Below are 16,925 nucleotides of genomic sequence, written 5' to 3'. Positions count from 1 at the left end.
CAAATTAGATGAATATTAAGAACAAAGCACTGACTTTACTTCTAATACTCCCTTGCATTTCACATGCCGTACTAACCGACTATTCCAAGATTGAAACTGATTGTCGTAAAATGAATCAAGATATAAATAACTCTGTTGTAATGGGCTGTGCCGACCAAGCATCAGACGCCGCAAAGAAAGACATGAACATTGTTTACCAGAAAATATACAGAATAATTAAAGCGCGTGGAATACCTGACATTACAAGTAAATTCGAGTCGGCGCAAAAAAACTGGATTGCTTCACGTGAAAATTGGTGTGATGTTCAAGGATTTATAATCGGTTCGCCAATGTACAGCGTATGCCGTATGGACATGAATATTTCAAGAGTGAATGAGTTAAATGACTTACTGGAACAGATTCAGGATTAATATGTCTGGAGGCTAGTTACTTTAACCTAATGATAATTATTAACTCGCAGAGGTCCTTATTAATGCTCCAGATTATCCGCAAAGGCGATAAAACCACCCACGGTGGTTCAGTACTGACCGCCTCAGAAACGATGAAATTCGGCGGTATTGGCGTTGCCCGTAAAGGTGACAAAGTGTCCTGCCCGGTTCCGGGACATGGCCCTACAACTATCGTAGAAGGCAACCCTGATTACCTTGATCATGGTATCCCGGTTGCCTTTCACGGTCACAAATGTGCCTGTGGTTGCACATTGATCAGTTCATTTTCCGCTGCAAAGGTTGCCTGATTATGCCCGTCTGGCTGGATGCCATCCCTGAAAAGGCACCTAAGATAGTGCGCCCCAGTACCGGGCGTTGGCTGCTCTTCCTCGCGTTTGTCATGCTGGGGGGCATAGCGCTCACGCTATGGTGCTGGACGTCAGAGCGAACCGGCTTTGTCTTCTGGTTCACCGCGCTGGGTCTTCCATTTTGCACCTGGGGGCTTATTTTCGGCTTACGCCGGTTTGCCTACAAAGCCGAACAGGTGGGGACCGAGTCCCGAAATGTCGAGCGAGAAGCGCTTATTGACTGTGAAATTCTGCGCGGTCAACGCTGCGCCTGGATCCTCGGTACTTATATTCAGAGTCCGGCCGGAAACAAAGCCGATGACCTGCTGAAGGCAATGAAAGTCGCAGCTCCTGTTATCGAATTCTCTCGCCCAAGAGGATGTGACAAACCGGTCAGATACGCGGCATTACCAGAGTATCAGACAGATTTAACGAAGGCGCTAAAAGCAGCGGTTAATAAACTGACCACGCGTGTAGAGGGGATAGTTAAACCGCTTCCGCCCGAACTGCCATGCTGGCTGGTGCTGGATTGTGATAGCGATTTGTATCCCCTGTTTGAAGAGCAGCTTAAAGCCGATCTCTCACTCAAGACGGGCAGGATTTTTCGCCTGATGGCCGGAAAAGGGCTGGGGGCGTTTGATGCCTGGCTGGACAAGCGATGGGACACCCCGGGCATTTTGGTTGCCATCACGCTGTCGTTACCGGCGTCTCCCCGGGAAGAAGAAGCTGATGCTGTCTCAATGGTGGTATTGAGCAACCGCAAAGCCCATGCCTGGCCGGATGCGCTTCGCCTTCATCGCCCCGAAAGGGGAACAGAAACTACGCTCACAAAGACACTTACCCGGGCGCTGCTCTGGTCGAAGACCCTGCCCAATGAACTCAAAGGAAGCTGGATCTCCGGTCCCACATTGACGTCGGGCAGCGGCTGGAATAATGCCTGCGAAGAGAGTGAAGTGGAATTTAGTCTTTCAGAAGACAATTCCAGTATCGATCCCGTGCTGGGATATACCGGCCATGCTGCTCCATGGCTGGCCATCACGCTTGCTAATGCTGACGTTGAACAACGAGGGTCGCAGGTTATCGCCGCACAACCCGCAGCTGACAAGGACGACATCTGGGTCGCCGTCATCACCAAAGAAGAAGTTCGCAAGGAATCGCCTAAGAATGTCTAAGGTAAAAGTAAAAACTCTCATCGGCTCGGTTGTGACTGTCGCCTTTTTCCTGACAGCCATCGTGGCATTTTTGTTTTATGCCTTTCCGGAAAATGTGGCCTCAGCCACCGGCTTCGGACCGTATGACGGCCAACGAATACTCACATTCTGCGCCATTATGGTTGCCGCGATGTTTTTACTCGGCTGGCTGACAGAAAAGGCTTTCGACTTCGCCGGTAAATCCGGGTTGTATTTCCAGTGGGGCCAGAAAAAGGCTGAGAGTATCACTCCGGTGACGAACACCATTCTCAGTGAAGAAGATGACGACGAACCGGTCTTCAGCGAAGACGCCGTGTCCGAACACCTGCGCTTTCGCTATGGACGCCGATGGCAGCGTAAGGTGCGACTCCTGCTGGTGATGGGCAACCCGGACGACGTCCATAAAGCAGCTCCGGGTCTGTGCCATGACCTCTGGCAGGAAGGTGACGGCAACGTACTGATTTATGGCGGTGATGCGCAGTCACTCCCGGATGAGATCTTCCTTTCAAAACTGAAGCGTCTGCGATCCGGCCTGCCGGTTGATGGCATTATTCAGGTGATGAGTACTTCAGCCCTCCCGACGGATAGCGAACGGGATGCTTTCTTGCGTTGCCGCCAGAAAGCCGATCATCAGCTGGGCTGGCAGGCACCTGTCTGGCTGTGGCTGACTGATAAAGCCAAAGGCGCTCAGCAGGACGCGGACACGGCTGCGACAGGGGTGATATTCGGACCGGAAGGCACTATAAAAGAGGCGGATAAGGCATTGACTACGCTGTCTCAGCGCCTGCAAAAAGCCGGTATGGCACAGATACTGAATAATCCGGCTCATAACGCCCTGCTCCAGTTATCTTCCCGTCTGCAACACGAACTGAAAGCCAGTCTGACTGTTTTGCTCAGTGGGTTGATGCAGGGATCTGCGGCCTGGCGTTTACGCGGTGTCATGTTCAGCCCTGAACTGGCCGTTGCCGGAACGGTACCGAACACGCGCCTCGACACACCGACATGGAAAGCCGTCATTGATGACTGTGATGCCATCAGCGGCAGGAAGCTGGGCTTCGACTGGCAGAAGATGCTGAGATTTATTCTGCTTTCCCTGATTGTCCTGTGGGGGACCGGTACATTGCTGTCCCTGATCGTTAACCGTACCCAGATTTATGAGGCACAGGAAACGGCGAGGCAGGCAGCGGATACCGCAAAACCACTTGCTGAACGCCTGCACAACCAGCTCGTACTCCAGCAAGCTATTGCCCGTCTGCAACATCGTGAGGCGACCGGCGCTCCATGGTACACCCGTTTTGGTCTTAATCAGGACAGCGATACGCTGGCCGCACTCTGGCCACTGTATGCGAAAAATAACGTACAGCTGATGAGGGATACCACAGCAGACCATCTCAGACAGCAGCTGAATGCGTTTGTGCAACTTCCTCCTGCCAGTGATGCCCGAACGCAGGGCACACAGCATACCTACGACGTGCTCAAAAGTTATCTGATGCTGGCCCGTCCTGACAAAGCAGACGCAGACTGGCTGGCAAAAAACGTCCTGAAAGCCTTACCGAAACGCCAGAATGTGCCGGATGGCACATGGCAGGACCTGGCACCGAAACTGCTGGGCTTTTATGCTCAGAACCTCCCGGCTCATCCGGAATGGAAAATTAAGCCTGACGCTGAATTAATAAGCACGGTCCGTCAGATCCTGCTCAAGCAGATTGGCCAGCGGAACGCTGAATCCGGGTTATATCAGGACATGCTTAAGCGCGTGGCCAGCAACTGGCCTGATTTAACGCTTGCCGATATGACCGGCGACACCGATGCCACTACGGTATTCAGCACTAACGAAGTCGTCCCGGGTATGTTTACGCGTCAGGCCTGGGAAGAGCAGGTTCAGGATGCGATTAACGAGGTCGTCAAGACACGCCGCGATGAAATTGACTGGGTACTGACGGATAAGATACACCAGACAGGGAGCGATATCTCCCCGGAGGCGCTGAAGGCCCGCCTGACTGAACGCTATTTTACCGATTTTGGTAATGCCTGGCTGAATATGGTCAATAGCATACAGTGGCAGGAGGCTACGTCACTTTCCGAAGCGATTGCCCAGCTCAGTCTGATAGGCGATGTCCGCCAGTCCCCGCTGGTGGCACTGATGAACACGCTGGCCTGGCAGGGAAAAACGGGGCAGAAGGGTGAGGCGCTGGCCGACTCGATAGTGGACTCAGCGAAAAAGCTAATTGGTCAGAAAAAAAATGCAAAACAATTTATAGAGCAGGCTCAGGGCCCTGAAGGTCCGCTTGATGGAGTGTTCGGTCCGCTAATGGGGCTGATGGAAGGTAAAGAGGGCACCGGTACCAACGGTAACCTCAGCTTCCAGTCCTGGCTGGCCCGCGTTACCCAGGTGCGGCTGAAGCTTCAGCAGGTCACCAGTGCCCCGGATCCGCAGGCTATGTCGCAGATGCTGGCCCAGACCGTGTTCCAGGGCAAAGCCATCGATCTGACCGATACCCGCGATTACGGCAGTCTGGTTGCGGCAAGCCTGGGGCAGGAGTGGAATGGATTTGGTCAGTCGTTATTTGTGCAGCCGCTGGATCTGGCCTGGCGGCAGGTACTTGCCCCGGCTGCGGGTAGCCTCAATGCCCGCTGGCAGACGACCATTGTCGATCAGTGGAATAAGGCCTTTGCGGGACGGTACCCGTTTAAAGCCACCGGCAGCGATGCTTCCCTGCCGCTACTGGCTCAGTTCCTGCGTAGCGACTCGGGTCGAATCACGACCTTCCTGAAAACGAATCTCGGCGGGATCCTCCACCAGGAAGGAAACCGCTGGGTCGTTGACCCTTCCGCAAGTCAGGGGATGGTTGTCAGTCCGGATTTCCTTCTGGCGATAAATCAGCTGGCGGAACTGTCCGATATCGTATTCTCGCAGGGTGATGCGGGTGTTCACTTCGAGCTGATGGCGCGTCCTTCACGGGATGTTGCCAGAGTGCAGTTGACTCTTGATGAGCAGAATCTTGACTACTTCAATCAGACGGAAAGCTGGCAGAGTTTTACCTGGCCGGGAAACACATATTATCCGGGCGTAAATTTAAGCTGGCGCAGCGTCAACAGTGGCATGCAACTCTATGCCAGTAACCAGGGTAACTGGGGGCTCATTCGCCTGCTGGATAAAGCCCTTATTACGCCTCTTGATGCGAGCCGCACGCAACTGGTGTGGATCACGCCCGACGGGAATCCGCTGAAGTTTGTGATGCGCAGTGAGTTAGGTGATGGTCCGCTTGCGTTACTGAAGCTCCAGGGATTCACGCTGCCCGACAGTATTTTCAGCGTCGCTGCTGACGAAGAAGAGCTTCAGTGACGAGATCAAAAACTGTCGTGAGATTTATGAAAGAGATTAAAAACGGGAAAAAGAATGAGTTCATCGGAAGATTTGTTAACCACCTGTGCCACAAGCAAGGAAGAAAGGCAGCGTCTCATCTCCCGGGCACATGATGCCCTGCCACTCTGGGATAACTGGCTAAAACCAATCAATCCAGAAAATGCAACCGGAGACGATCCCGCATACGACGATAATTTTCAGCTGATGCGTGAAGAGATTAATAAACTTTCAGGTACAGATTCGGCTCTGTTGTGTGACCTGGCCCCGAAGTGTCTTTGTGAATGTGCCAAAGATATTCGTGTGGTGACCTGGTACGTGCTGGCCCGACTCAGCCGCGACGGTGAAAAAGGGCTGTCCGAAGGTTTACTGCTTCTTGCCGCGATGCTGATCCGCTACGGACAGGCATGTCATCCACGACGCCCGGTGGCCCGTAAAGCTGCTCTGGAGTGGCTCAACAGTGCAAAAATTATTGATGCCCTGCAGTTATGGCCTGAGGTGGACAGCAATGATGCTGGTTTGACGGTTGGTGCCATAAACCTGATTCAATCCGCCGTGTCCGACTGGTCGGAAGCTGAAAAACCGTCTTTTGCAGGGTTTTGTACCGCACTTGAAAACCGCCTTGCACGTTCAGGTGGTATGGAAGCTCTGGTCCCCCAGAACAGTAGTGCTCAGGAGCACGGGCGTGAAGCTGCCCACTCGGATTCACCGAAGCTTTCAGCCGTGAAATCAGGCCGCGATTTACTCGACCAGGCAAAGCTACTTTCCCGCTGGTTGAGTGAGCAACCGCTGGGGTGGCTTGCCTCCCACCGGCTGATAAAAACCGTGCGGTGGGATACGGTCGATCAGCTTCCTCCGCTGGACAGTAGCGGACGTACCCGCTTGATCCCCCCAAAACCTGAGTATCGCGCGCAGCTCAAACGGCTATATCTTCAGAAAAACTGGACTGAGCTGGTTGAGCAGGCCAGCCAGATGTATTGCGAAGGGGTCAACCATTTCTGGCTCGATCTTCAGTGGTACCTCTGGCAGGGGCTCAGCCATGCCGGTCATCCCTGGGATGCCTGGACAGACTCCGTCCTGTTCGATCTGCGGCTGCTGCTTATACGCCTCCCGGGTCTTGAAGGGCTGGCATGGAATGATGGTACCCCTTTTGCCGACGAAGTTACCACCGCCTGGATTGCTGAAAAAGTGAATGAAGAAGGCCGGATCTACGGTGATGAACCCGCTAACGTCGTTAATGGTCAAGCTGATGATGTGCTGCTCCTTGAGTCCGAAGCCATGGAAAAGGGAGACACGGAAGGGCCCGAAGCGGCGCTTGCCTGGCTTCAGTCCCGACCGGGGATGGACACACCACGCCATCGCTGGCTGATACGTCTGCTGATGGCCCGTGTGACAGAGCAGTATGGCCGAAACGAAATGGCGCTTCATCTGCTTGGCGAACTGACCACCAGTGCACCACAGCTGACGCTTGAAGACTGGGAGCCCACTCTGTTGTTTGAAGTTCAGGCCCGTCGCCTGAAGCTGCTACGTATGAAAGCCGGTCGCAGCGAATCTGATAAATCCCGTCTGATGCCTGAGATGGAGTCCTTACTTGCCGGACTTATTGCCATTGACCCAGCCCGTGCCATGGTGCTCTGTGTCTAATGTTTTCTTTAATAATTTTCAGGAATGCCGTGCATGGATGATTTAACCCTGCGCTATTACGAAGCAGAGATGCGTTACCTGCGAGAAGCCGGTAAAGAGTTTGCCCGTGCCCATCCGGATCGGGCAGCAATGCTTAATCTGGATAAACCCGGCGCCCGCGATCCCTACGTGGAACGCCTGTTTGAAGGTTTTGCCTTCCTGATGGGCCGTTTGCGTGAAAAGCTGGATGACGATCTGCCGGAGCTCACCGAAGGGCTGGTGAGTCTGCTGTGGCCGCACTATATGCGGACTATCCCGTCGCTGGCCATCGTTGAGTTCTCCCCTGACTGGCGTAGTCTGCGTCAGGCCGAAATGCTCGCGGAAGGCTTCTCCATTCTTTCACGTCCTGTCGGGCCGCATAAAACAGCCTGTCAGTATCGGACGACCCGCGACGTTCCCCTGCAACCACTGCACCTTGCGGACGCCCGCCTGCATACGGAAACCGATGGCCGCTCCGCTATTCGTCTGCGCTTCGAATGCCCTGAAAAAGTGGACTGGAGTAAAGCCGAAATCGACAAAGTCGCCATTTTTCTTAATGCGGAGAGTCCAATTAGCTCGGCGCTGCATCTGGCAATGACCCGTCGTGTACATGCCATGTATGCCCGTCATGCCGGGACGTACACCGAACGCCATCAGTTTGACGGCTGGTGTAAACCCATGGGCTTTGATGACAATGATGGCCTGTGGAAGAAAGCCGATACCGCCTTCAGCGGTTACCAGTTGCTGCTGGAGTATTTCAGCTTCCGTCCTAAATTTATGTTTGTTGATCTACGCGGCCTCGACTCCATCGGGCTCACTGAGGCCAGCACCTGGTTTGAAATCGACATTGTGCTCAGTGAAGCCTGGTCATCCGATCTGCCTTTTGAGACAGAAAACTTCCGGCTGCACTGTGCGCCGGTCATCAATCTCTTTACCCTTGAAGCCGACCCGCTGACGCTTAACCCGCTGGAAAACGAATATTTGCTCAGGCCGCTGCGTCTTCAGGATGGTCACACAGAGATTTATAGCGTCGATAACATCCACGGCGCGGTGAAGAATGGCAAACACCCCTATGTGCCCTTTACCAGTTTCCGGCACCGGGGCGGTATGATGCGCCACGATGCCCCTGAACGTTATTACCACACCCGCGTGAAACGCGGCCCCTCGGGCCTGTATGACACCTGGTTAATTCTCGGGGGCCGCTCGTTCGAACTGGAGCAGCTGTCCGATAAACCGGAGTCCCTCTCGATGCGAATAACCGGCACCAACGGCCAGCTTCCGCGCAAAGCACTGGAAAGTACGTTGCTGGACAGGGTGGTCAAAACCGGCAAAGTGCCCGTCAGGGTCCTGAATGTCACAGCACCAACGATGCCGCTGTACCCCCCGGCAAACGATCGCTTCCACTGGCGGGTGATGAGCCATCTCGGCTCAAACTTCCTCAGTATGATGGACAATCCGGAGGTCCTGCGGGGAACGCTGGCGCTCTATGACTGGACTGACGATGAGATGAACCGCCGTCGTCTTGAAGCGATAGTTGCCGTGAAGCACACCCTGATCCGCCGTTTTGAGAAGGGCTTTATGCTCCGGGGTGTGGATATTGAGGTCACGCTGAATATGGACAATTTTGCAGGCGAGGGGGATGTGAATCTCTTTGGGGAGATGCTGCACCGGTTCTTCGCGCTCTATGCCGATGTTCACCTCTTTAACCAGCTCACGCTGGTACTGCTACCGACAGGAAAACGACTGAGATGGCGCGAGAATCACAGCCAGCACGTACCGGGCTGACGTTAGCCCTTAACAAAGATATCTGGCGGGCCAATTTCTATCGTTTCTGCCAACTGCTGGAGCAGGAAAATCCGGATGCGCCGAAACTGGGCACCACCAGCCATCCGGCCAACGATCCGGTACGATTCAGGCCCTGGCCTGGTATGGGATTCCCGGTCAGTACCCTGAAAGCGGTGGAGATCGACGAAGACAACCCGACATTGCCCCCAACGGTCCGTACGACATTTTTGGGAATGTATGGCGTGGACTCCCCTCTGCCAACGTCCTATCTGGACGACATTGCGCAGCGCCGCGAAGGGCACGAGGCGGTCACCTCGTTTCTGGATATTTTCAGCCACCGCATCACCACCCAGTATTACCGGATCTGGCGAAAATACGCCTATCCGGCCACCTTCGAGGCAGGTGGCCGCGATGCCACATCTCAGTGTCTGCTGGGGCTGGTGGGACTCGGTATACCGGGAACGGCTGAGCAGGTGGCGACGCCGGTTTCCCGCTTTCTGGCCCTGCTGGGCACCATGCGATTACCCACCCGCAATGCAGAAGGCATCCGGGCCCTGGTGAGCCTGCTGGCACCGAATACCCGGGCAATTATCACCGAACCGGATCCGGTGAAGGTCCATATCGATAACCGTAGCGGGCTGGGTGCAGGGAACCGCATCCGTCTTTCTCAGCGGGCCACGCTGGGTAAAACGGGCAGGGAAGCCTGTAGCAGAGTGCTGGTGACACTGGTCACGGAAGATCCCGGCGAAGCCGAAGGCTGGTTACCCGGTGGCATCCTCCATACCGATTTACTGGTCCTGCTGCGCGTCTATCTCGGCTACCGAAGTGATGCCCGACTGCGCCTCACGGTACCCGTGCGGCTGTTGCCTGAACCGCGCCTTGGTAAAGGCAGGCGTATCCAGCTGGGCCGGACCGGTTTACTGGGTCTCAAAGAAGGCAAGCTCAGCAATGACCGGGAAACTCTGACCGTCAGTCTGGGCCGCTATGAAGGGTTGCAATGTTCTGCTTTCTCCCCCGCTGAAGACGGACATTATCGCTTCGACTAATCACGTATTCCCACTTTCAATTAAGGAATTTTTGAATGGCAACAGTAACCCGCTGTTGGGCGTTGACGCTTATTGCCTGTAGCCTGCTCGCTGGCTGCGGTCTGACTCAGACCGTTACGGACGGTACGGTCAGCATCACGAAATCCATCTTCTACAAGAAAATTAAAACACTGCATCTGGATTTTACCCCGCGCAAGGCCATCAACGCCGATGGCGCACAGACGCCGCTGGCGACCATGGTGCGGGTTTATCAGCTCCGGGATCGTAAGGCGGTTGATGCCGCTGATTACCAGACGCTGCTGCGCAAGGCCGATACGGTACTTAAGGACGACGTGCTGGCATCAAAAGAGCTGCTGGTGATGCCCGAAGGCAGCGTGACGCTCAATATGCCCATGGATGAGGACACTCAGTTCGTGGCGGTGGTGGGGTTGTTTAACCGGCCGGATCAGAAGGACAACCGCTGGCGTCTGGTGCTGACCCGTGATGACCTCGACCCGGACAAACCCCGCACGATTGAACTGGGTGATGGTTGGCTCAGCCTTGTGCCGGTAAAGGAATGACGTGATGGATAACTGGTTAGCGCTTTTTGACGGACAGACCCGATATTTTCTGGATATCAATGACAGTTCAGTGAAGCCGGATGTTCTGCGCTTTTACGGAAGGGAAGCCCTGAGTGAGCCGTTCCGGTGGGATATTGAGTTCACCTGCCTGCAGGCGCACATCCCCCCGGAACAGGTGCTGATGAAATATGCCACCTTCCGGATGCGGAGCGGTAAAAGTGTTCACGGCAGGGTGACCCGCCTGGAATGGCTCTCCACCTCAAAAGACCAGTCTCACTACCGGCTTACGCTCAGTTCCCGCCTGGCGCTGCTGGGATACACCCGGCAGTGCGCCGTGTTTCAGAACCAGTCCGTTCCGGAGGTGGTGGAGCAGGTGCTGCGCAAACACGGGCTGGAGGGACCTGATTTTGACTTCAGACTGGAGCGGACCTACCCGCCGCGTGAAATTATCACCCAGTGGCGTGAAACGGACCTGGAGTTTATCCGGCGCATTCTGTCCGAGGTGGGCATTTACTGGCGTACGGAGATGGACGACGTGCGTGGTCTGGATACGTACATATTTGCCGACAGCCAGCTTAACTACCGGTTTGACGTGCGCCTGCCTTACAGCGAGCCATCAGGCCTGTTTGACGGCGCGGCAGAATCGGTCTGGGATGTGCGGACCTGGCACAGGGTTGCCACCGGCTCTGTCGCCACGCGGGATTACAACTACCGGACTGCCTCCACGCCGATGGATGCGACGGTCAGCGTGCGTAACGATGCGGTCACCACCGGGGAACATTACCGCTACGCAGCGCCTTACCGTGACGCAGGTGACGACACCGGCCCTGAGCCGGAAACCGAATCCGGCGCCTTTTATGCCCGCATCCATCACGAGCGGGAACTGAATAAATCAGCCCGCATCCACCTGTTCAGCAATGCTGCCCACCTCACGCCCGGGCAGGTGCTGGAGCCACAGGGCGATGTCATTACGGCCCTGAAAGAGGGTGTTGTCCTCACGCTTGTGGCCTTCCGGGGAGCCCGTGATTCCCGCCTGCACGTGTCGGTGTGGGGCATGCCCTACACCGAGCGTTACTGTTTCCGCCCGGCGGACATCCCGCGCCCGGAAATCCACGGCACGCTTCCGGCGCGGATTGAGAGCCGGGAGAAGAACGACATTTACGCCCACCTGGATGAGCAGGGGCGCTACCGGGTAAAACTGGACTTCGACCGGGAAGGGACAGAGCCGGGTTACGGCTATCTGTGGCTGCGGATGGCAAAGCCTTATGCCGGAGACACGCTGGGGTGGCACACACCGCTCACCGACGGGACCGAAGTGGCGATAGCGTACAGCAACGGTGATATTGACCTGCCGTATATCGCATATGCCCTGCACGATTCTGAACATCCGGACCCTGTCTCCCGCGACAACCACACCCGCAACGTGCTGCGCACCCCGGCGAACAACAAGCTGCGGATGGAGGATAAGCGCGGCGAGGAGCATATCAAGCTCGCCACGGAATACGGGAAAACGCAGCTCAACAGCGGGCATCTGGTGGACAGCCAGGGGCAGCGTCGCGGCACAGGCTCAGAGCTGCGCACCGATGAGTGGGGCACGATACGTGCCGGTAAAGGACTGTTTGTCAGCGCGGATGCGCAGGCGAAAGCGCAGGGTGACGCACTGGATATGAGCGCTGCACTGAAGGAAATCGACCGGCTGAATCAGCAACTGCAGCAGCTGGAAATCGCGGCAGAGCAGTCACAGGCGCTGAAGGCGGATGTCGACAGCCAGATAAAGATGTTTGAGCAGCGGCTGAAGCCGCTTAATGAGGCGCTGCTGATGTCCGCTCCGGAAGGGATGGCCCTGACCAGCGGGGAGCACCTGCAGATGACGGCCGCGAAGAACGTCGCCATTAATGCGGGCGGGGATATCAGCATCGGAACAATGGGTAACATGACGGTGCTGGCAGGCGAAAAGCTGGGGCTGTTTGCGCGGGAGGGGCAACTGAACCTGAAGGCATCGGAAGGGCCGGTGGATGTCCAGGCGCAGAACGCCAGCCTGCGACTCTTTGCGGAGCAGAAGCTGACGCTGAGTTCAGCGAGTGACATCTCCTTCGCCGGGAAAAAACGCATCACGCTGATTGGGGGCGGAAGCTACCTGCGGCTGGAGGCGGGAAAGGTGGAGTATGGTACGACGGCGATGTATATGCGCAAAGTGAAGCGGACTATGGCGGCGGGAAGCAGTACCCTGGGGCAGGGAACTGCTGAAATGCCCGCTCCATTACCAAATTTATCATGTGGTCCAAATACAGCGTGTTTCAGGGTCCTGGATTCCTTAACAGGTTCTGAAGATATGGAATTTGCATATCAATTACAGACATCTACCGGTACAGTGGTAGGAAGAACTGATTCAGCTCTGACGCATGCAATAAATTCAGATACCGAAGAAAACGTAAACCTGGACTATGTTTTCCAGATCAGAGCGGGGACAAGGTAATGGCAGTTTCATCAACGACTACCACAAAAGAACCGGAGCAGCAGGAAAAGAAAGTCAGTGTAGACTTCTTCCATATTGATATGATCCCTGACGCGATGAGAGAAATGGGATGGGAAATGGCTCCTAAGTTAATGGAGCATTGGTTTGAAATTTCACCAGCATTTATTTTTACTACTGAAAGTAAAAGAAAAAAATTAGATGAAGATGCAAGAAACTTACCATCAACTCAAGTTAGTACTGAAATAGTCAAAATGTCATGGGCACTTAAATTTGAGCAGGTTAGCGCTGGGATTGAAGAGCTTACTGGTCGTTGGAAAAGTATGAAAGGTATTGCTCGATTAAGAAAATTGCTTCAAAATAAAGGTGATTTTAATAAAGGTGCGATATTTCTTGGGTATACTGACGATGTTATGGAATTGGATAACACATCCCAAGTAAATCTAATAACCATAGGAAGTAAATTTGATACGGTAAACGATTGGTATGGTGCAATGGGAAATTCGAATCTTAAAGTATGTGTTCGTGGAATGACGCAAGTCAGGGAGGGAAAAGTATTTTTTATTGTAGATAAGTTGGGCTTTTACCTCAAGGATACTTATGATTTCGTTGATGAAGGAAATTCATCAGAGCCTTTAGGAGTTTGGAGTAAAAACCGTATACTAAACAAGGAAGAAACTGGCATTTACATGTCCACTTACTTATCTGGTTTTTGGGGGCATCTGGTGAGGAGTTTTTCAGGATTTGTGCCGATTTTTAACAAAGACTTCCGGAAGTGGCAAAAAAAACATGATTCAGGTGGTGATTACATTGTTTTTTCTGATGTATTATGGGTCTCGCCGAGAGAAACTGACAAGGAAATTCCTCTGTAAATGAAAATCAAAAAAATATATCTTGCATTTTTTTTATTGCTGATCATTTGGGCATTTTTGCCTTCTACTTTGTTTATCAATGAAAAAACAAAGGTGTTTGATATAGTCAGTCCTGATAAACAATATAAGGTAAATATATATCATGCTAAAATAATATCTCCGTTATCACTTTATAAATACCTGAAAGATGAAGATTACTATTTTGTTTTATATGATTCTAATGGGGGTGTGATATTTAAGCCTTCACTATTTTACGGTATGTCTGAAATTGCGGCATATGACTCCATTGAATTTTTGTACGGTAAGGATAAAGAACTTCTTTTTCCTGGTGAATTAGGCTATGACGGATTTGTTTTAAAATAAATCCATGTGTTATATTTTTACTTTGATGCTTATTTAAATGCTATTTTCTGTAATGTTTATACTCGATTAACTTGAAGTTGCATGGTGAGATGGCTTATCAGTCGAGTTGTTCCGGGCTTAGCGATGAGTCGCTCATGCATTTTGAGGTTTGTTGGGTATATATTGCGGGCCATTAATTAGTGATTTTAATAACATAATCCGTAATTATTTTTCCCCATGTTGCGAATCTTTTCTGTTAATTATAGTTAGTATTCACTTTAAATATAGCTCGCTGGCGGGCGCTGATGCTTATTGCCTGTGGTTTGCTCGCTGGCTGCGGTCTGACTCAGACCGTTACGGACGGTACGGTCAGCATCACGAAATCCATCTTCTACAAGAAAATCAAAACGCTGCATCTTGATTTTACCCCGCGTACGGCCATTAACGCTGATGGCGCACAGACGCCGCTGGCGACAATGGTACGGATTTATCAGCTCAGGGATCGTAAAGCAGTTGATGCCGTTTTCTTCCCAGGCGAGTTAACTGGAGATGATTTCTTATCAATCAATTACATAGGTAATTGTGTGGATGGGTACTCGATTTCCTCTCAACATAAAAAGTGGTGTAGCCGAATCATTTCTTTAATTCATTAATTCCATAGGCTTAACTTCATGACTATACAATGAAGAGTTCATGACGAGGATGAATAAACGTGCGCAGGGCAATTAAATCGATCTTAAACATGATGCTCTAATGTATTTTATTATTATTTCTTATCCTTTTTTCTATAAAGATGCTGGCTTATATTTAAACCACACCTGGTGAAAAATGTGGAATGAGAACAACACTTGCTATGCCATCACTTACATTCTTAACTTCAAGCCTTTTGGCGGGGTGGGGCGGGTATTGCGTCTATTTTCAAATCAATCATTTTTCGCCCTGTATGATAAGGCTGGAGAAAAAATAAAAAATTCAGCTTGATATTTTTGGGACTATCAGTTCTCTGATTTAGTTGCACCTGAATGGTCAGGTACCGACTTTCTTAATCCATCTGACAGCGGATTTTCAGGCTGGACTCTACTGGGTGCAAAATCCGTAATAATTGAAATGATAGAGGACAACACATGAAGTCTTCAACATTAATTGACAATAGAAATCAACCATTTCAGCAAGTTTCCTGAGGTCAAAATGCCAGACAGAAAATCCCCATCTTTATATGAAATTCTTACTGGCAACTTTACAGGGGAGCTTTCCCTTGAAGTTGTAAACGAAGAAGACCAGGTCATTTTATCAGTACTGGATAATATCCAGCGTATTTTAAATGCCCGTACTGGAACCGTAAGCCATTTACCAGATTATGGTTTGCCCGATATGACTAAAATCCTGCAAGGAATGCCTGGAACTGCCCATGAGCTAATCGATACGCTGGCTGGTGTCTTGCTTAAGTATGAACCCCGTGTGCAGTCTCTGAATGTCACTTTACTCGAACAGCAAGTGCCCGGTGAACTCCGCTACGCCATTGATGCTGAATTGAGAGGTATTGGGCTTGTACGGTATGGAACCCAGTTTATGCCCGAAGGTCGCGTTATGCTGCGACATCTTAAGAACCAGCAGCTTCTGGGCTCAGTAACCCCTCATTAATATCAGGTAATACCATGTCAGCAAAATCACAATTTATGAAAAAACTACAGGCCAGACAACCCGCACCTGTTCCTGTTGTCAGTAAGAGTCAGGCCGATATTGCAGAGTTTCGCCTGCGAATGGTAAAGCTTCAGGAGCAGATGGATGCGTGGCTGGTGGGGACCGGACTTAATATAGAACCGTACACAGCATTCGTCTCGGACCTGCTGGTGGTGGACGGCACTTTTGAAATTTCAGGTATCGTTCTTCGTTACGATGGCCGGGTCGTAAAGTTTACGCCGGTATTTCTGTATGGTAAGGGGGTGACTGGGTGCGTAGAGGCAATTTTCCATGAGGGAGGGCATATGACCTCCCTGGGCCGTTTATTCATGAGATCAGGTACCGTGAGTGACTGGACCTTTACTCCGCCTGGTGCTTTATCCTGCTCAAGACAGCAATTTGATGAGAGCACATTTTTTGGGCTAATTATCGCGCTTCTTTCATAGCGAAAACGGAATGAGTAATAATTTTTGGGGCTGTTAGCTATTCCGTTCTCATCAGAAGAAATAACAAAACTAGCGGGAAGCGGAACTCCAAAATAACAGAGTAAGTAACGAGTATGAAAAAGAGAGAATTAATCTTCCTTTTGGTCTCAGGAATTATTTTGACAACACAGGCCGATGCGGCACGCGGAAGGCAGCCTTGCTCAGGTTCAAAAGGAGGTATAGCGCACTGCACATCGGATGGACGCTTTGTCTGTAACGACGGGACTTTGAGTCAGTCGAAACGATTCTGTTGCGGGTATAGTCCCTCAGAAGGCAGCAATCGTTTAACACCATCAACTTCCTCCCGAAAAAAGCAGATGAAAAAGATAACCACTGCGAAAAAGCAGAAACAGCAACGCGTGACAGAAAACGACGAACCGGCCAGCACAAAAGCCCGACAGCCAACATGCGTACCCCTCTATATGGCCAACAAACCCGGATATACCCATTTACCGATTTGCTCAGGGAGTCAATATTAATAAGATATAGCAAAGATGCCCTATTTGTTTTAAAGATTAAATAATCAGATTTATATGAAACAAGGAAATAAATAACATATGGCACGAAGGAAAAAAGATGACAATGCCGCAGGAATTATTTTGGTTGTTATCGGTGTAATTGCCTGGGGTATTTATGTCACGGTAAGAGCATTAATAAATTTTAATGAGCGATTTATCGAGTCTGTGTCTAA

Annotated in this window: 14 protein-coding genes and 2 pseudogenes; all 16 read left to right on the top strand. The window is 51.8% G+C overall.

Going from position 1 to position 16,925, the window contains the following annotated elements:
* Positions 1-110: 110 nt before the first annotated feature.
* Positions 111-410 (top strand): lysozyme inhibitor LprI family protein, encoded by a 300-nt coding sequence (locus N6P30_RS23230; RefSeq protein WP_084832572.1) that lies wholly within the window; start codon positions 111-113, stop codon positions 408-410.
* Positions 411-472: 62 nt separating this feature from the next.
* Positions 473-736 (top strand): PAAR domain-containing protein, encoded by a 264-nt coding sequence (locus tag N6P30_RS23225; RefSeq protein ID WP_021241767.1) that lies wholly within the window; start codon positions 473-475, stop codon positions 734-736.
* 2 nt (positions 737-738) lie between these two features.
* Positions 739-1,947: a hypothetical protein gene (locus tag N6P30_RS23220; RefSeq protein ID WP_023294216.1), complete on the top strand. Its 1,209-nt coding sequence runs from the start codon at positions 739-741 to the stop codon at positions 1,945-1,947.
* Entirely contained in the window at positions 1,940-5,311 is a 3,372-nt protein-coding gene (locus N6P30_RS23215; protein WP_023294215.1) for an ImcF-related family protein, read from the top strand. The genes N6P30_RS23220 and N6P30_RS23215 overlap by 8 nt, the downstream gene beginning before the upstream one ends.
* 54 nt (positions 5,312-5,365) lie before the next feature.
* On the top strand, positions 5,366-6,973 hold the full coding sequence (gene tssA / locus N6P30_RS23210; protein WP_058673294.1) for a type VI secretion system protein TssA: 1,608 nt from the start codon (positions 5,366-5,368) through the stop codon (positions 6,971-6,973).
* Between the two features lie 33 nt (positions 6,974-7,006).
* Positions 7,007-8,776: a type VI secretion system baseplate subunit TssF gene (gene tssF / locus N6P30_RS23205; RefSeq protein ID WP_023294213.1), complete on the top strand. Its 1,770-nt coding sequence runs from the start codon at positions 7,007-7,009 to the stop codon at positions 8,774-8,776.
* The gene (tssG, locus tag N6P30_RS23200; protein ID WP_021241762.1) at positions 8,740-9,822 is read left to right on the top strand and encodes a type VI secretion system baseplate subunit TssG; all 1,083 of its coding nucleotides are present in this window, start codon (positions 8,740-8,742) and stop codon (positions 9,820-9,822) included. The genes tssF and tssG overlap by 37 nt, the downstream gene beginning before the upstream one ends.
* A gap of 35 nt (positions 9,823-9,857) precedes the next feature.
* A complete protein-coding gene (gene tssJ, locus N6P30_RS23195; protein WP_021241761.1) occupies positions 9,858-10,382 on the top strand; it encodes a type VI secretion system lipoprotein TssJ in 525 nt (174 codons plus the stop codon).
* A gap of 4 nt (positions 10,383-10,386) precedes the next feature.
* Positions 10,387-12,858: a type VI secretion system Vgr family protein gene (locus tag N6P30_RS23190; protein ID WP_023294212.1), complete on the top strand. Its 2,472-nt coding sequence runs from the start codon at positions 10,387-10,389 to the stop codon at positions 12,856-12,858.
* Entirely contained in the window at positions 12,858-13,727 is an 870-nt protein-coding gene (locus tag N6P30_RS23185) for a DUF6402 family protein (RefSeq protein WP_023294211.1), read from the top strand. The genes N6P30_RS23190 and N6P30_RS23185 overlap by 1 nt, the downstream gene beginning before the upstream one ends.
* Complete coding sequence (locus tag N6P30_RS23180) at positions 13,728-14,090, top strand: DUF6201 family protein (protein WP_008502625.1); 363 nt, start codon at positions 13,728-13,730, stop codon at positions 14,088-14,090.
* 284 nt (positions 14,091-14,374) lie between these two features.
* Positions 14,375-14,623 (top strand): annotated as a pseudogene (locus N6P30_RS23175) (type VI secretion lipoprotein TssJ); the annotation flags it as partial.
* Positions 14,624-15,257: 634 nt separating this feature from the next.
* Positions 15,258-15,710, top strand: a complete 453-nt coding sequence (tssE, locus tag N6P30_RS23170) for a type VI secretion system baseplate subunit TssE (protein WP_023294209.1) — start codon at positions 15,258-15,260, stop codon at positions 15,708-15,710.
* Between the two features lie 14 nt (positions 15,711-15,724).
* Positions 15,725-16,195, top strand: coding sequence for a hypothetical protein (locus tag N6P30_RS23165; RefSeq protein ID WP_023294208.1), 471 nt, complete (start codon positions 15,725-15,727; stop codon positions 16,193-16,195).
* A 113-nt stretch (positions 16,196-16,308) separates the two neighbouring features.
* Positions 16,309-16,713, top strand: coding sequence for a hypothetical protein (locus N6P30_RS24695; RefSeq protein WP_071788904.1), 405 nt, complete (start codon positions 16,309-16,311; stop codon positions 16,711-16,713).
* A gap of 78 nt (positions 16,714-16,791) precedes the next feature.
* Positions 16,792-16,925 (top strand): annotated as a pseudogene (locus N6P30_RS24595) (GIY-YIG nuclease family protein); the annotation flags it as partial.

The sequence above is a fragment of the Enterobacter sp. PL1 genome (genome assembly GCF_945957325.1).
Lineage (GTDB): Bacteria > Pseudomonadota > Gammaproteobacteria > Enterobacterales > Enterobacteriaceae > Enterobacter > Enterobacter roggenkampii.
The sequence above is the reverse complement of the archived record's forward strand: the minus strand, read 5'-3'. Positions and strand labels throughout refer to the sequence as shown.

Excerpts from the sequence above, each read along its gene's own strand:
- N6P30_RS23190 (WP_023294212.1), top strand. The coding sequence starts at position 10,387 with ATGGATAACTGGTTAGCGCTTTTTGACGGACAGACCCGATATTTTCTG.
- tssE (WP_023294209.1), top strand. The coding sequence starts at position 15,258 with ATGCCAGACAGAAAATCCCCATCTTTATATGAAATTCTTACTGGCAAC.
- N6P30_RS23225 (WP_021241767.1), top strand. The coding sequence starts at position 473 with ATGCTCCAGATTATCCGCAAAGGCGATAAAACCACCCACGGTGGTTCA.
- N6P30_RS23185 (WP_023294211.1), top strand. The coding sequence starts at position 12,858 with ATGGCAGTTTCATCAACGACTACCACAAAAGAACCGGAGCAGCAGGAA.
- tssJ (WP_021241761.1), top strand. The coding sequence starts at position 9,858 with ATGGCAACAGTAACCCGCTGTTGGGCGTTGACGCTTATTGCCTGTAGC.
- N6P30_RS23215 (WP_023294215.1), top strand. The coding sequence starts at position 1,940 with ATGTCTAAGGTAAAAGTAAAAACTCTCATCGGCTCGGTTGTGACTGTC.
- tssF (WP_023294213.1), top strand. The coding sequence starts at position 7,007 with ATGGATGATTTAACCCTGCGCTATTACGAAGCAGAGATGCGTTACCTG.
- N6P30_RS23180 (WP_008502625.1), top strand. The coding sequence starts at position 13,728 with ATGAAAATCAAAAAAATATATCTTGCATTTTTTTTATTGCTGATCATT.
- N6P30_RS23220 (WP_023294216.1), top strand. The coding sequence starts at position 739 with ATGCCCGTCTGGCTGGATGCCATCCCTGAAAAGGCACCTAAGATAGTG.
- tssA (WP_058673294.1), top strand. The coding sequence starts at position 5,366 with ATGAGTTCATCGGAAGATTTGTTAACCACCTGTGCCACAAGCAAGGAA.
- tssG (WP_021241762.1), top strand. The coding sequence starts at position 8,740 with ATGGCGCGAGAATCACAGCCAGCACGTACCGGGCTGACGTTAGCCCTT.
- N6P30_RS23230 (WP_084832572.1), top strand. The coding sequence starts at position 111 with ATGAATCAAGATATAAATAACTCTGTTGTAATGGGCTGTGCCGACCAA.
- N6P30_RS24695 (WP_071788904.1), top strand. The coding sequence starts at position 16,309 with ATGAAAAAGAGAGAATTAATCTTCCTTTTGGTCTCAGGAATTATTTTG.
- N6P30_RS23165 (WP_023294208.1), top strand. The coding sequence starts at position 15,725 with ATGTCAGCAAAATCACAATTTATGAAAAAACTACAGGCCAGACAACCC.